A 1,133-nucleotide genomic window follows, 5' to 3' on the forward strand; every position below is an offset into this window, starting at 1 on the left:
CTGCAGCCAGCCCATAGTCGCTGTCATTGGCCAGCGCGATGGCTTCGTCTTCGGTAGTGAATGAGGTTACGGCAAGAACCGGGCCGAACACTTCTTCACGCCAAAGCTGCATGTCGGGGCTTACATTGTCGAACACCGTCGGCCCGATATGGAATCCGTTCCGACCCGCTGCCGTAGCGGTTCCATCCAGCAGGCAGGCTGCGCCATCGGCCTTGGCACGTTCGATCATCGCCGTCACCTTGCGCAGATGCGGCTCGTTGGCCAGTGGTGCGATCTGAGTGTCTGGGTCCATCGGGTCACCCATCCTAAGCGCTCGCGCCCGGTCGACCAGGCGTGATACCAGCTTGTCTTTCAACCCGGCCTCAACAATCAGCCTTGAACCGGCGACGCAGGTTTGACCGTTCGACAGGAAGATGCCGGACAGGATTCCGTTGACCACATTGTCCAGATCGCAGTCGGCAAAGACCACCTGCGGAGACTTTCCACCCAGCTCCAGCACCGCAGGGATTACTCCGGCTGAGGCAGCCTCGGCCACTTTACGACCGCCAAAATCCGAGCCGGTAAAAGTGACCTTGCGCGTCAGGGGGTGACGAACCAACGCCTCGCCCACTTCGTGACCCAGTCCGGTGACCACGTTTAACACCCCGGGCGGCAGTCCTGCTTCGTGCGCCAGCCGTGCGAATTCCAGAGTCGAGGCCGAGGCCATTTCAGAAGGTTTCACAACCACCGTATTGCCCGCCGCCAATGCCGGTGCCAGCTTCCAGGCAAGGATCATCAACGGAGAGTTCCATGGCGTGATGGCGACCACGACGCCATAGGGCAAATGGTACCCAACGCTCTGCACGCCTGGGACGTTGTTGGCTTGCGGTTCGGGTTGTAGTTTGCGCGCCTCTGCCGCGAAATACCTGAACCAGCTGTGCAGCCCGGAAAATTGTCCGCGCACCTCGGCTATGCGCTTTCCGTTGTCGCGGATTTCAGGCGTTACAAGCTCTTCCCAGCAGGTTTCCAAGATGTCTGCCAATCGGTCGAGCGCATCCGACCTCTCTGGCGGCCCCGACTTTGCCCATGGCCCGTTCCGGAAAGCATGATCGGCATCCCGGATAGCCTGATCGGCGGTTTGTGCGTCGCAACGG

1 protein-coding gene is annotated in these 1,133 nt (G+C 60.7%); it reads right to left on the reverse strand.

Going from position 1 to position 1,133, the window contains the following annotated elements; translation table 11 throughout:
* Window positions 1-1,133, reverse strand: a 1,133-nt coding sequence (locus tag AC2FNN_RS21655; RefSeq protein ID WP_496760590.1) for an aldehyde dehydrogenase family protein, incomplete at both ends; no start/stop codon positions are given.

It is taken from the genome of Ruegeria sp. BHSA118 (assembly GCF_059613405.1).